The organism is Paracoccaceae bacterium, from assembly GCA_033344815.1.
Classification (GTDB): Bacteria; Pseudomonadota; Alphaproteobacteria; order Rhodobacterales; family Rhodobacteraceae; genus Roseobacter.
Genome location: JAWPMR010000001.1, coordinates 1,135,400 through 1,149,023 on the forward strand (window position 1 = coordinate 1,135,400; position 13,624 = coordinate 1,149,023).

Below are 13,624 nucleotides of genomic sequence, written 5' to 3' on the forward strand. Positions count from 1 at the left end.
TCTTATTGCACCCGCACTGAACGCGCGGCCTCTTCTGATGCCAAATCCGCAATCACGGTCTCACCTGCGACCATCGTCTGGCCCAAATCAACCAGCGGTTCAACGCCATCAGGCAAATATACATCAAGGCGCGAGCCAAATCGGATCAGACCAAAACGCGTGCCCGTGTCCAGATGATCCCCCTCAGCGGCAAAGCAAACAATACGGCGCGCCACCAGCCCAGCAATCTGCACCACCGCGATTTGACGTCCGTCCGCCATTTCGATGCATAGGCTATTGCGTTCATTGTCGACGCTGGCCTTGTCAAGCGATGCATTCAGAAACTTGCCGGGTCGATAAGCAATTGCCTTCAGTCTTCCGGCAATGGGCATACGGTTCACATGGCAGTTGAACACATTCATGAAAACGCTCACCCGGGTCAGGGCCTCGTCTGACATCCCCAGTTCGGCAGGCGGCACGGCTTTTTCAATCAGTGATACGATCCCGTCCGCCGGACTCACGATCAAACCATCACGGGTCGGCGTCGCACGTTTTGGATCACGAAAGAAGTAGTAACACCAAATTGTAAGCACTAAACCTGCGTAGCCTAACACCGGCCAGATCAGGTACAGGACGACTGCCGCAGCTGCAAAAATGGCAACAAACTTCCGCCCCTCAGGGTGCATTGGTTTGATAAACGTTTCGTGCATTTTCATGAAAGCGACATGATCCTTGGAGGAATGACGGTCTCCTTGCCTGAACTCCTCCCGCGCCACAATAGTCTAAAACGGAGAAATACGCTCAAATGGGCGTTTCCAGTCACGCCCGCGGGATTAAAACACCCTTCCCGCCCCGCCCAAGCGACCTCACGACAAATTTCGCAGCTGTCTCAGGCGTTGTTCAATCCATCCAGCTTGCTTTGCGTTTATCGAAAAACGCCTGGATGCCTTCGGCGGCTTCGGGTGTTTCCCACCTCTGCGCCAGTGCTGCAATCGTGTGATTGACCACCGTATCATCTATTCTGGTGCCTAAATCGCGCGCCAACTGTTTGGCCGCCGCGACGGCGCCCGGCGCACAGGACAGGTAGTGGAGGACCTCCGCCTCTATCGCCTCTGACAAAGTGTCTGCTGGAACGGTTCGGGCCAAAATACCCAGATCAACAGCCTCATCCGCCCCAAAAATCCGCGCGGACATGAATACCCGTCGCGCGCGCCCTGCCCCCATTCGGGAAATCACATAGGGGCCAATGGTCGCGGGAATAATCCCTAATCGGGTTTCCGTAAAACCAAACTTGGCGGTTTCGACCCCAATCGCCACATCGCATATGCACGCCAGACCAACACCACCCCCAAAGGCATTGCCCTGAACAGCTCCGATCAGGGGCTTGGGCAAGGCATCAAGCGCGCCCAACATGGTGGCAAGTTTGCGCGCCTCACCAGATCGCGTTGGGCCATCCATATCGCGCTGCGCCTGCATCCATGCCAGATCTCCCCCCGCACAGAAAGATTTGCCCGCGCCGGTCAATATCACCGCGCGCACAGTATCATCCGCACCCAATTGGGCCGCAGCTTCAGTAAGTTCGCTCAGCATGAGCGCTGACATCGCGTTATGCTTGTCCGGCCGGTTCAACATCAAGGTCGTCACACCACGCCCGTCTGTTTTGATGGTGATCGTTTCAAACATGGGTCATCTCCAAGCCGGGTGGGCTGCGTCCGTCATCGACCCAGTCCTGATAGATCCAGACCATCCGATCTACGAACCAGATCTTTGGCAAGGCGGTCAGAATGACGCCGAAAACCGCGCCTTCCCACCAAAGCGCGTAAAGCCCCCAGACCATGACCGCAGCACCTGGAAGGCTGAGAAGGCTCAAAACGATGGCTGCTCTTTTGTGATGTGCGAGGACCTCAGAGCGGTGATGGAGAAAAATGCGCTCACCCATCACCCCTTTGCTCATCCAATTGTCCAGTGATTCTGGCGGCGGAAAGGCACGCGGGTTGATCCAGATCCAAAAGACCGACAGCGCCAATGGAACCAAAGCCCATACGCCCAGCCAGACACGGCTCCAGACCGCGAGAGCCAACAAGGGCAAACAGGTCAGCATCCGCGTCCAACCCGACCATGGGTTCGCATGGCGCAGCCAAACGACGTCATCCATGCCCATGACCCGTTCAGTCCCTTTGAAGAAATCCACCGCCCCGCTCCTGTCAAGTGTTCCGCAAAGCCTGCGCCATGGCTGCGGCCTCATTTATGACGTCCAGATCCAACCCTGTGTCATACCCAAGGGCTGCCAGATGCTGTGCCACGGCTTCCGTTGCGACATTGCCCTCAGACCCCGGCGCAAAAGCGCATCCACCCAAGCCCCCAACAGCGGCATCAAACACGCGTAGACCAAGGCTCAAAGAGGCATCAATATTGGCCATCGCCCGACCATTGGTGTCATGATAATGACCGGCAAGCCGCCCGACAGGCACAACATCACGCACAGCCAAGAGCATGCGTGCGATGCTATCCGGCGTTCCGGCTCCGATTGTGTCGCCTAGGCTGATTTCATAGCATCCCATGCCAAACAGCTTGTCGGCGACTTCGGCAACAGCGGAGGGTGCCACGGCGCCATCATAGGGGCATTCGATGGCGCATGACACATAGCCCCGCACCGGCAGATCTATATGACGCGCCTCTTCGAGAATAGGTTCAAAGCGCGCAATGCTTTCCGCGATACTTGCGTTGACGTTAGCCTTGGAAAACCCTTCTGACGCAGAGGCAAAAACCGCAACCTCATCTGCGCCTGCTGCCTTGGCATCCTCAAAACCGCGCATGTTCGGGGTCAGTGCCGCGTAACGCACCCCTTTGGCACGCGCGATCGCTGCCAGCACATCGCCGGATCCGGCCATCTGTGGCACCCATTTAGGTGAGACAAAACTGGCCGCTTCAATGCGGCGGAACCCTGCGCGACTGAGCGTATCGATCAGTCCGACTTTTTGGGCCACGGAGATGTCGCCTGCCTCGTTCTGCAAGCCGTCACGCGGACCCACTTCGAAAATTTCACATGGTCCCAGACTCATTGCGCATCCTCCCTTTGATCGCTGTTCAGATCACTCTAGCGGCCAAGGCGCATAGAAGTCTTGTTCATAAATACCATCACCCTTCGGCAGTGAGGCCTGAAACCCGGCACGTTCCGTGATGCGCGCATACCAGTCAGTTGTCGCCGGGAAATCATCCAGTGTTGCAAAGTGCCGCGCCATGTAGACCGCCTGCCCCACCGAAATATCCACAGCGGAGAACCCGGACGTCAACAGGTAGTCTCGGTTTTCCACCGGCGTGCTCAGGCGCGCCTCAATGGCCGTGTAACATTTCTTTAGGCGTGCTGCTTCGAGTTTCATGACAATGGGGCTGCGCATATGGTCTTCGCGCAAGGCGACATGCTGTTGCGTCAACGCGGCGGTATGCTGGCTGAGCGTTTCGGAAAAATGTAACCAGACGAGCCAAGACATCCGGTTTGGGCTGCCCGGTGCACGTCCCAATCCATCCGGACTGAAACGTTCGCAGAGATATTCAGTAATGGCACCCGTTTCGAACATCCGTTCGCCGTCGATTTCCAGTGCCGGGACACGCCCGGCGGGCGACAAGCTCAAAAACTCGGGACTGCGCAATGTACGATCAAACGGATAACTGCGCAGTTGAAACGGTACGTCCAATTCGTTCAAAAGCCACAGCGTGCGCATCGACCGGGTCTGAGGACAGTGATGCAGAACGATCATGTCTCCGCCTCGGGTTCCAATTGTATCAATGCCGCACCCGCCTCAACCTGATCGCCGGGCTGGGCCATGATTTCTGCCACAGTGCCATCACGCGCCGCCAGCAAAGCATGCTCCATTTTCATCGCCTCCAACACAGCAAGGCGATCGCCTTTGGTCACGCTTTGCCCCACGACGGCCTCCATGGATTTGACCAGACCGGGCATTGGCGCCTCGATCAGGTTTCCATCTCCAGCAGCGTTAGCATCACGATCCAGCGGATCAACGACCTCGAATTCTAGCCCGTAATTGTCAAATACCGTGACGGTGCGGCCATCCACTAAAACCGCAGGCATTGCATGGCTATTGAGGTTCCAGCCTTTTGCGTTTCGGCGCGCGTCAATGCGCTCCCCGGACACCTCCCAGACCTGATGGCGCGGGTTCAATACCTCGACCGTTGCCTCAAAGCGCTCCTCTTGCCAGATCAATTCGACCGAATGGCGCAGTGGCTGCCAAAGCGCAAAACCAGCGTCAGCGGGCGGCTCCAAGAGATGTAACGCCGACATAGCTGCCGACACCACGTGACGCGGCAGGGCTTTTGGCGGCTCCGTCAAAGTGTCAGTCTCGCGCCCGATCAACCCGGTATCGACCTCACCGCGCTCGAACCCGGCATGGCTCGCCAAAGCGCCAAGGAAGGCCAGATTGGTCACGGTTCCCGCCACTTCACATGCCGACAACCCGTGGCGCAATCGCGACAGGGCAACGCCCCGGTCAGGCCCATGCACAATCACCTTTGCAATCATCGGATCATAAAACGGGCTGATGGCGTCGTGTGCGCGCACCCCGCTATCCGCCCGCACGCCTGTGGGAAATTGCAGATGGCTGAGCGTCCCTGTTGCCGGTAAAAACCCGGCGGGCACGTCTTCGGCATAGAGCCGCGCCTCAAATGCATGACCGTTTATTGAAAGGTCCTCCTGCGCGGTCGGGAGGCCTTCGCCTGCGGCAACGCGGAGTTGCCATTCCACGAGGTCGATGCCCGTGATGGCCTCTGTCACAGGGTGCTCCACCTGCAACCGCGTGTTCATTTCCATGAAAAAGAAGCCATCCGGCTTGAGCCCACCGGATCCGTCGACGATGAATTCGACGGTTCCCGCCCCACTATAGCCGATCGCCTCCGCCGCGCGCACGGCCGCAGCACCCATGGCAGCGCGCATTTCTGGAGTCATACCGGGGGCCGGGGCTTCCTCGATGACTTTCTGATGACGCCGTTGCAAAGAGCAGTCCCGCTCAAACAGATGCACCGCCGAGTTGCCATCGCCAAACACCTGAATTTCAATGTGGCGCGGGTGGGAAACAAACTTTTCCACCAGAACATCGCTATTGCCAAAGGCGTTTTGTGCCTCAGACCGCGCCGACTCCAACGCTGCGACGAAACCCTTGGCATCCTCAACCAAGCGCATCCCCTTACCGCCCCCTCCTGCAACGGCTTTGATCAAAACAGGATACCCAATTTCATGCGCCTCTGCGGCCAAAAGTGCTGCATCCTGACGGGCGCCGTGATAGCCCGGCACCACCGGAACACCGGCCTCGATCATCAATGCTTTTGCAGCGTCCTTCAGACCCATCGCCCGAATTGCTGGCGCGGAGGGTCCAATGAATACAAGTCCTGCAGCCTCCACAGCCTCAACAAAATCAGGGTTCTCGCTGAGAAATCCATATCCCGGGTGAATCGCCTGCGCGCCCGTGTCCAAGGCCGCCTGAATGATCACATCGCCGCGCAAATAACTGTCCGCGGGAGCAGATCCGCCGATATGCACCGCCCTGTCGGCCATTTCGACATGCTTGGCAGCCCTGTCTGCGTCCGAGTAGACCGCCACGGTTCGCACCCCCAAGGTACGGGCCGTTTGCATGATCCGGCAGGCAATCTCGCCCCGGTTCGCGATCAGAATTGTGTCAAACATGTATTACCACCATGAGCCGGATGTCCCATCCATCAGATGCTGTTGCACGTGGCTCGGCAAAGGCCAGGCATCATAGTCCACGCCCGTCAAACGACCAGGAGGGTGGCCCCGCCATGCATGTCGATAAAGGTCCATGTGCAGTGTGATTTCGATCTGGCCCAAGGCCGCGTCGACTTTATCCTTGGTCTCTTCAATACCGTCTTCGAGTTTTTGAGCGTCAGTCTTTTGCCGTATCCAGCCAGACGGCAATATCTGCGCCAGCACTTTAGTCCCCGCAGACAGGGCCACCAGTAAAACCAGATTGGCCAAAACACCGGGTATGGACGGCGCCGCGATGTCGCGAAAAAAGCCGGGCAAACCGCCAAACCAACCTCTTTTGACGTCCTTCTGGGTCGCCAGCTCCTGTCGCGCCAATTCGAATTCCTGTGCAAAACTCTGGCGGAACTCGCGCGCAAATGCGCGACGGTTGAAATCGGCCCTGCCCGCCCAGAGGAGCAATTTGGGGCGCACAAACCATCCTTGCCGGGATTGTTCGACAAATTCCTCAAAGTCGAAAATGAAGAAATAATCTTCTGCGTCTGCAGAGTTATGAATGACATAGACTGGCAGTGCGACCTCGCGCCCCAAAGTCGGCAGGGTCGGGAGTTTCAAACCCGCAACGGACCCTGTGAATCTCTCTGCGATCGACTTGATGTTTTTCATGGGCGCAAGCCGCCCCTCTCGCAGCGGATCAAACCCCATTGCATGCAAGGCTCTTTTGGAACAGTTCGATGCACGCATAGTGATTCTGCGATTTTACATCCGGAACACACCAAAACGGGTCTCCTCGATGGGGGCATTCAACGCGGCGGATAGCGAAAGGCTCAAGACATCGCGTGATTTGCGGGGGTCGATGATCCCATCATCCCAGAGCCGAGCCGATGCATATAGCGGGTGGCTTTGACGCTCGAACATATCAATGGTGGGCTGTTTGAATGTGGCCTCCTCCTCAGGTGACCAAGTTTCCCCTGCCCGCTCGATGGCGTCGCGTTTGACGGTGGCCAAAACGCCTGCGGCCTGCGGTCCTCCCATAACCGAAATCCGGCTGTTGGGCCATGTCCACAAGAAACGCGGGGAATAGGCACGTCCGGCCATACCGTAATTGCCCGCGCCAAAAGAGCCACCTACCAACATGGTGATTTTGGGCACGTTGGTGGAGGCGACTGCCGTGACCATTTTGGCCCCGTGGCGCGCAATGCCTTCGTTTTCGTATTTCCGCCCGACCATGAACCCAGTGATATTCTGCAGAAATACCAGTGGGATGCGGCGTTGTGAGCACAGTTCAACGAAATGCGCGCCTTTTTGTGCCGCCTCGGAAAACAACACGCCATTGTTGGCGATGATACCAATAGGACAGCCCTTGAGGTGCGCAAAACCGGTAACCAGCGTTTCGCCAAAGCGGGGTTTGAATTCATCAAAGCGTGAGCCGTCCACCAGTCGGGCTATGACCTCACGAATATCGTAGGGTGTGCGCAGATCACCCGGCACCACGCCAAGAATTTCTTCCGGATCATAGGCAGGATCTTCGGGCGTTTCCCATTGCACAGTGGTCGGTTTGGCACGATTGAGCGATGTAACCGCGCGCCGCGCCAGCGCCAACGCGTGAGTATCATCTTCCGCGAGATAATCAGCCACGCCGCTCAGACGCGTGTGCACGTCGCCACCGCCCAGATCTTCGGCGCTCACGACTTCCCCCGTTGCCGCCTTCACCAAGGGCGGACCAGCCAGAAAGATCGTGCCTTGTTCGCGCACAATGATTGTCACATCCGACATCGCGGGCACATAGGCACCGCCAGCCGTGCAAGATCCCATGACGACAGCGATTTGCGCAATCCCCATCGCAGACATCCGCGCTTGATTGTAAAAAATCCGGCCAAAGTGATCCCGGTCCGGAAAGACCTCATCCTGATTGGGCAGGTTTGCACCACCGCTGTCCACCAGATAGATGCACGGCAAAAGATTTTCCTGCGCAATCTCCTGTGCGCGCAGGTGCTTTTTTACCGTCATCGGATAATAAGTGCCGCCCTTGACCGTTGCGTCATTGCAAATGACCATAACCTCCTGGCCATGCACCTGCCCGATGCCGGCGATGACACCAGCAGCAGGGGCAGCGCCGTCATAGAGTCCATGAGCCGCTGTGGCGCCCACCTCCAGAAAAGGGCTGCCGGGATCAAGCAGGCCCGCCACCCGATCACGCGGCAGCATCTTGCCCCGGCTGATGTGGCGCGCACGTGATTTTTCTCCTCCGCCCAGCGCTGCGGCCTCAGCGGCCTGCGCTATCTCTCCCAACGCGTCCAGGTGGGCAGCGCGGTTTGACCTGAAGCCTTCAGAAGAGGGTAAGGCGTGTGACGTCAGCTTCATTTCATTTCCTTCGCAGCCCAAATAGTACTGACACAATCCTCATGTTTCTGGAGCAGCAGGCTGGCTGCCAGATCCCTGCACATCCAGAAGACGACCGAACTTATCAACGGCGTAATCATATCGTGCGCCTGAAGGATCCACGCAATTCACCGTGATCCAAACACCGACATGATCGCCAGGGGTGGCGGCACAATCCGTGAGGCGTGCGCTTGCACCCGCCTCGGACAGATACCGCGAGGCGTAGGTATTGATCACATCGGTCTCCGTTATCGCGGCCGCAATCCAACCCCACCGAAACGCCCATATGCCCATAGCCATGACCAGCACAGCCAGCGGTGCCCACCACAGCCAAGACGGCATCAATCGCCCATCCGTCGTGACAAACGCTCCGCCTGTGCCGCCGTCAATTCCAACAGGCATTGCAGGGTAGCAGGTCCACCACCGGTGCCCCCACCCCACAGGCTGTGCTCATAGGCGCAGGCTTCATCCCGAAAAGGGATCCAGGCACGTTGCATGGCCACAAGTGCATCCGTAATGCTGGGCACTGTCGCGCCGAGGTCCTTCATTTCGGCATCGGTGTCTTTGGCCTGCTTCAGAACAATTTGATATTCTGAATTCAACAAAGTGTCCCAGAGCTTCAACTCGCCACTCAAACACCCACCCATACCGGCCGTCGTGTAGCCTGCGTCATTGGCCTCCATGCAGGCACCAGCGGACAAGCCGACACAGTCGGTCATTGCGCCCCCCTCGCTCAAAGTATCAAGACAGGTTTGAGTTTGCGCATCGGAATATGCAATTCCTTGTGCGGCCAGTTGCAGCGGCATCATCAGCATAAATATGGTCAGAATACGGATCACGTCATCGCCCCCATCAACTCGCGCCCCACCAACATACGCCTGATTTCCGAGGTGCCCGCGCCGATTTCCATCAGTTTGGCATCCCGAAACAATCGCGCCACCGGGCTGTCATTCAGGAATCCGGCCCCGCCCATTGCCTGTACCGCCTGATGCGCCTGCTTCATCGCCTCCTCAGAGGCATAAAGACAACAGGCCGCTGCATCCTGACGAGTCACATCGCCCCGATCACAAGCCTTCGCGACTTCATAAACATAGGCGCGGGCCGAATTCATAGCTGTGTACATATCCGCGATCTTCCCCTGCATCAGTTGGAAGTTCCCGATGGGCTGTCCAAACTGCTTGCGATCAGACAGGTAGGGCATGATCGCATCAAGGCAGGCGGCCATGATGCCCGTGCCAATACCCGCCAGCACCACGCGTTCATAGTCCAGTCCAGACATCAAAACGCGCACGCCCTTACCCTCTTCGCCAAGCACATTCTCGAAAGGAACCACGACGTCTTCGAAGATCAGTTCGGCAGTGTTGGACCCGCGCATGCCCAGCTTGTCAAAATGCGGACTGGTGGAAAACCCGGTCATTTCCTTTTCGATCAGAAAAGCGGTGATCCCTTTTGATCCGGCATCCGGGTCTGTTTTTGCATAGACCACAAGCGTGTCTGCATTAGGGCCATTGGTGATCCAGTATTTGGTCCCGTTGAGACGATAATGATCGTTGCGCTTTTCGGCACGCAGTTTCATCGACACCACGTCGGAACCGGCTCCCGCCTCAGACATGGCCAGTGCGCCCACATGTTCGCCGGAAATCAAACCCGGCAGGTATTTTTGCTTTTGCGCGTCTGAACCGTTTAGTTTGATCTGATTAACGCAGAGGTTGGAGTGTGCCCCGTAAGAAAGGGACACCGAAGCACTGGCACGCGCAATTTCCTCGATGGCGACCGTATGGGCCAGATAGGACATGCCTGCGCCGCCGAATTCCTCGGGCACCGTGATCCCCAAAAGACCCAGTTCGCCCATCTCTGACCAAAGCTCCGGTGGAAAGGTGTTTGATGTGTCGATCTCAGCCGCCATCGGTTTGACGCGATCCTGAGCCCAGCGGTGCACCATGTCGCGCAAAGCGTTTACGTCTTCACCCAGATCGAACGCCATCGTTGCCATAAACATCGCGCAGAACTCCTCATGGGATTTATTGAACGCCCGTTCATTTATGCCACAGGCGATTGTTTCGGTCAAGGCGGCTTGGAGCGCAGCGATGGCGATAGTAGCAAGCTGCGCCCTGACGTTATTCAGCGGCGGTGGAGTGTTGCTGATAAACTGCGCTGACTTCCGCGCGAATGATCCTCGCGATCAGGGCGCAGTCCTCCAAAGAGAAGGTCAAAGGCACCCGGATGTCGACAATGCCGGCCAGCAATCGGTCAGTTTTGGGCATGGCGGGCGTATCCGCATAACGCCAGCTGTCATAACGGCTGGTGAATCCGACAGGCTCCGCACCGCCGAACCATTTCAGCTCTACGCCGCGCCCGGCGCATCGCGCCAGAACGTCGTGGATTTTCGCGCTGTCCCAATCCAGCAAAAGAAACTGGATAGACGAGCCAACAATGGTTTCTTGTTCTGGCCTTTCGATCACGGTCAGGCCAGGCGTGTCGCGCAAACCGTTCTCGAGCGCAAAATAGCGCTCGTTCCAGCGTGCGCATTGGGTCGCCAAATCCGCCACCTGCGGGCGCAGGATCGCCGCACGCAGATTGTCCATGCGGCCAGAAATGTTAGGCGTTTCATAGCGAATTGTATCGAAAGCCTCTTTCGGCGGCGCTGCCAGGTGGCGCTCGTAAAGCATGTAAGACCCGGACATCATAATCGCACGCGCCGCGATTTCCGCATTGTCAGTGACCAGAAATCCGCCCTCACCAGAATTCACGTGCTTATAGGTCTGGCAGGAATAACAGCCCACGGCCCCCTGACGCCCGGACGGAACACCTTTCCACGCCGCCCCCATCGTATGGGCGCAATCCTCGATCACGGTGACGCCTGCCCGGTCACAGATCTCCATCAACCGGTCCATATCGCAGATATGACCGCGCATGTGGCTCAGGAGCAAAACCTTGGCCGACGAGGCTTTGGCCGCCAGATCGTCCAGATCAATCGTCAACGCCTCGGTGACACCTACGAATATCGGCGACGCGCCCACGGCAGCAATCGCACCCGGCACCGGCGCGAGCGTAAAGGCATTGGACAAGACCGGATCGCCCGGTTTGACGCCCACGGCGCGCAATGCTGTGGCCATCGCATAGCCCCCCGAAGCCACGGCAAGGCAATATTTCGCCCCGACCTCGGCGGCAAATTCCTGCTCCAGCAAAGCTGTTTCACTGATCTCATCTGTGACCGTGTTATAGCGATGCAAGCGACCATGCTGCAAAACGGCCAGGGCGGCCTCGATCCCAGCCTCGGGAATCGGTTCCTGTTGTGTGAAACTGCCTTTGAAGATTTCCATAATACCTCGCCCCTCTAACAGGGGAACTGTGCCGCTCCGCGTGCGTTGGGTCAAGCCAGCAAGCGATCCACGATCTGTGGCAAATCCGCATAGTCCTGCAAAAGCGCCTCGGGCGACAGCGCCGCCATGTCCCCGCCCGCAGGCCCAAATGTCACCAGCACGCAAGGCACCTTGGCGGCCTTGGCTGTGTTTCGATCCGTGTCTGAATCGCCGATCAACACGCACTTCATAGGATCGCCGCCGGCGCGACGGGCCGCCTCATAGAGGGGTTCCGCATCTGGTTTGCGCACGGGCAAGGTGTCGGCCCCGACCAGCGCTCCAAAAGCGCCGCGCACACCAAGGCGCTGCAACAGTATCTCGGCAAGACCCTCAGGTTTGTTGGTACATATGCCGACGCCATATCCGTTGATCTTCAATTGTTCGACGGCGTCCATAGCGCGCGGATAGAGTTGGGTATGTACGTCAATCGCGGCGCCATAGGCCTCCAACAGGACCGGATAATACTGATCTATCGTTGCAACGTCCTCGGCACGTCCCAAACGCGTCATCCCCAGACGCAACATTGCGCGCCCGCCCCGCAACGCCGTGCCCGCATCCGCTTTGGCATCCAGGACATCTCCCTCACCCATTTGGCGAAAGCACTGGTTAGCGGCAGCAATCAGATCACCGCTGGTGTCGGCGAGTGTGCCATCCAGATCAAAAATAACTGTTTTCATGTCTTTTCCCTCAGCCGCGTTTTAGGCGAAACACCGCCACGAGATGTTGCAAGGCGCAACCATCTTTGATGCAACCATACCTTGCGCCGCTCCGCCAGAGCGATAAACAGGGCGCGAGCAGAACACAAAGAGAAAAAACATGAAAACCGCATTGGTCATCCTAGCCGCGGGCAAAGGCACTCGGATGAATTCGGATCTGCCAAAGGTCATGCATCCCCTTGCAGGCGTTCCATTGTTTGTCCATGCAATGCAGGCTGGCGCATCGCTTGCACCAGAACATACTGTGGTTGTGGCCGGCCATGGGGTGGATCTCGTTCGCAAAGCAGCGCTGGCGCATGACGAAACGACACAGGTCGTAGAACAGACCGAGCAGCTTGGCACAGCCCATGCTGCCGCTCAGGCCAGCACGGCCCTTACAGACTTTGACGGTACCGCAATTGTTTTGTTTGGGGACACACCGTTTGTACGTCCCGAAACGCTTGAACAAATGGTCACTGCGCAGGCCAAAAGTGATGTGGTCATTCTGGGCTTTGAAGCGGACGATCCAGGCCGCTACGGTCGTCTTGTCATGCAGGGCAATACTCTTGAGCGCATTGTGGAATTCAAGGATGCCAGCGAAAAAGAGCGCGCCATCACCCTGTGCAACAGTGGCGTGATCGCCTGCAATGCAACGTTACTATTTGAACTTATTGATGCTGTGGAAAACGACAACGCCTCGCAGGAATATTACCTGACAGACATCGTCGGTCTGGCTCGTGACAAGGATTTGACCGCCAGCGTCGTGACCTGCAAAGAGGCAGAAACACTTGGCATAAACACCCGCGCCGAACTTGCCAGCGCTGAGGCTGCATTTCAGGCACGCGCACGCGCAACGGCTTTCGAAGACGGCGTGACAATGCCAGCGCCAGATACTGTGCACTTTGCCTTTGATACCGCGATTGGTCGCGATACGATTGTCGAGCAGAATGTGGTGTTTGGGCCCGGTGTCACGATTGAGTCCGGCGTGACCGTGCGGGCATTTTCGCATCTCGAAGGCTGTCACGTCTCGCGCGGCGCCGTTGTGGGACCCTATGCCCGGCTGCGCCCCGGGGCCGAGTTGAGCGAAAATAGCCGCGTCGGAAATTTCGTGGAAATCAAGAATGCCCGGATCGGCGAAGGCTCCAAGGTCAACCATCTCAGTTACATCGGTGACGCCAGATTGGGGCGTGGTACAAACATCGGTGCGGGCACGATCACCTGCAATTACGACGGCGTTATGAAGCATCAAACGGACATTGGCGACAACGCGTTCATCGGTTCCAATACAATGCTCGTCGCGCCCGTGTCAGTTGGTGACGGTGCCATGACGGGCAGCGGATCTGTTATCACATCCGACGTGGAATCAGATGCCCTAGCGATCGCACGCGCACCGCAGGTTGAAAAACCCGGCATGGCAGCGAAATTGTTGCAAATTCTAAAAGCCAAAAAGGCTAAACTCCAAAGAGGCAGCTAAA

14 protein-coding genes are annotated in these 13,624 nt (G+C 57.6%); 1 reads left to right on the plus strand and 13 read right to left on the minus strand.

The genetic code is table 11. The features are described 5' to 3' along the window. Positions 1–2 precede the first annotated feature (2 nt). From R8G34_05300 to R8G34_05360, 13 genes are all read right to left on the minus strand, one after another. Positions 3–755, minus strand: coding sequence for a phosphatidylserine decarboxylase (locus R8G34_05300; GenBank protein ID MDW3222294.1), 753 nt, complete (start codon positions 753–755; stop codon positions 3–5). A gap of 124 nt (positions 756–879) precedes the next feature. Further along, positions 880–1,662, minus strand: a complete 783-nt coding sequence (locus tag R8G34_05305; GenBank protein MDW3222295.1) for a crotonase/enoyl-CoA hydratase family protein — start codon at positions 1,660–1,662, stop codon at positions 880–882. Beyond that, entirely contained in the window at positions 1,655–2,170 is a 516-nt protein-coding gene (locus tag R8G34_05310; GenBank protein MDW3222296.1) for a DUF6653 family protein, read from the minus strand. Before R8G34_05310 ends, R8G34_05305 begins: the two co-directional genes overlap by 8 nt. Before the next feature lie 13 nt (positions 2,171–2,183). Beyond that, positions 2,184–3,041 carry a hydroxymethylglutaryl-CoA lyase gene (locus R8G34_05315; protein ID MDW3222297.1) on the minus strand — a complete coding sequence of 286 codons (858 nt, stop codon included), beginning with the start codon at positions 3,039–3,041 and terminating at the stop codon, positions 2,184–2,186. Positions 3,042–3,071: 30 nt separating this feature from the next. Beyond that, positions 3,072–3,737 (minus strand): glutathione S-transferase family protein, encoded by a 666-nt coding sequence (locus tag R8G34_05320; GenBank protein ID MDW3222298.1) that lies wholly within the window; start codon positions 3,735–3,737, stop codon positions 3,072–3,074. Next, the gene (locus R8G34_05325) at positions 3,734–5,674 is read right to left on the minus strand and encodes a biotin carboxylase N-terminal domain-containing protein (GenBank protein ID MDW3222299.1); all 1,941 of its coding nucleotides are present in this window, start codon (positions 5,672–5,674) and stop codon (positions 3,734–3,736) included. The genes R8G34_05320 and R8G34_05325 overlap by 4 nt, the downstream gene beginning before the upstream one ends. Before the next feature lie 3 nt (positions 5,675–5,677). Next, the gene (locus tag R8G34_05330; GenBank protein ID MDW3222300.1) at positions 5,678–6,376 is read right to left on the minus strand and encodes a hypothetical protein; all 699 of its coding nucleotides are present in this window, start codon (positions 6,374–6,376) and stop codon (positions 5,678–5,680) included. 93 nt (positions 6,377–6,469) lie between these two features. After that, positions 6,470–8,074, minus strand: a complete 1,605-nt coding sequence (locus R8G34_05335; protein MDW3222301.1) for a carboxyl transferase domain-containing protein — start codon at positions 8,072–8,074, stop codon at positions 6,470–6,472. A 39-nt stretch (positions 8,075–8,113) separates the two neighbouring features. After that, entirely contained in the window at positions 8,114–8,434 is a 321-nt protein-coding gene (locus R8G34_05340) for a hypothetical protein (GenBank protein ID MDW3222302.1), read from the minus strand. Beyond that, positions 8,434–8,931 (minus strand): lysozyme inhibitor LprI family protein, encoded by a 498-nt coding sequence (locus R8G34_05345; protein MDW3222303.1) that lies wholly within the window; start codon positions 8,929–8,931, stop codon positions 8,434–8,436. Before R8G34_05345 ends, R8G34_05340 begins: the two co-directional genes overlap by 1 nt. Beyond that, on the minus strand, positions 8,928–10,091 hold the full coding sequence (locus R8G34_05350) for an isovaleryl-CoA dehydrogenase (protein MDW3222304.1): 1,164 nt from the start codon (positions 10,089–10,091) through the stop codon (positions 8,928–8,930). The genes R8G34_05345 and R8G34_05350 overlap by 4 nt, the downstream gene beginning before the upstream one ends. Positions 10,092–10,209: 118 nt before the next feature. Beyond that, positions 10,210–11,418, minus strand: a complete 1,209-nt coding sequence (locus R8G34_05355) for an aminotransferase class I/II-fold pyridoxal phosphate-dependent enzyme (GenBank protein ID MDW3222305.1) — start codon at positions 11,416–11,418, stop codon at positions 10,210–10,212. Between the two features lie 47 nt (positions 11,419–11,465). Then, entirely contained in the window at positions 11,466–12,131 is a 666-nt protein-coding gene (locus R8G34_05360; protein MDW3222306.1) for an HAD-IA family hydrolase, read from the minus strand. 139 nt (positions 12,132–12,270) lie between these two features. Here R8G34_05360 and glmU point away from each other — a divergent pair, with 139 nt between their 5' ends. After that, positions 12,271–13,623, plus strand: a complete 1,353-nt coding sequence (gene glmU, locus R8G34_05365; GenBank protein MDW3222307.1) for a bifunctional UDP-N-acetylglucosamine diphosphorylase/glucosamine-1-phosphate N-acetyltransferase GlmU — start codon at positions 12,271–12,273, stop codon at positions 13,621–13,623. The last annotated feature ends 1 nt before the right edge of the window (position 13,624 follow it).